We start from the raw sequence: 347 nt of genomic DNA, 5'->3' as shown, positions 1-347 counted from the left end.
ATGGTGGAAAAGACATCAAAGACCTCACTGAAGCTGAAAAACAAAACATCAGCGCATTAACCCAATTAGTGATGGGACTATCAACTGCAGTAAGTGGCGGCGATGCAGGAGACATCAGCACCTCGATAGCGGCGAGTAAGAATGCGGTGGAGAATAACTTTTTGGGTCCAGCAGACCAAAACCGATTAATGGCATTAAGAAAAAAACGTAACGAAAGCTTTTTAACTCAACAAGAAAAAATAGAAATGTTTATGCTTGATGAGTTAGATCAAAAAGGAGATTATCTAGTTGGAAAATATTATAAAGATCCGAACTCATTAACGGAAGCAGAGGTTCAACAACTAGCT

Annotated in this window: 1 protein-coding gene; it reads left to right on the top strand. The window is 39.2% G+C overall.

Annotated elements, in window-relative coordinates; all coding sequences use genetic code 11:
- The coding region (locus tag GQ596_RS11000; protein WP_160401762.1) for a VENN motif pre-toxin domain-containing protein at positions 1-347 on the top strand (347 nt) is incomplete at both ends.

Source organism: Gilliamella sp. Pra-s60 (assembly GCF_009795755.1).
Classification (GTDB): domain Bacteria; phylum Pseudomonadota; class Gammaproteobacteria; order Enterobacterales; family Orbaceae; genus Gilliamella.
The sequence above is the reverse complement of the archived record's forward strand: the minus strand, read 5'-3'. Positions and strand labels throughout refer to the sequence as shown.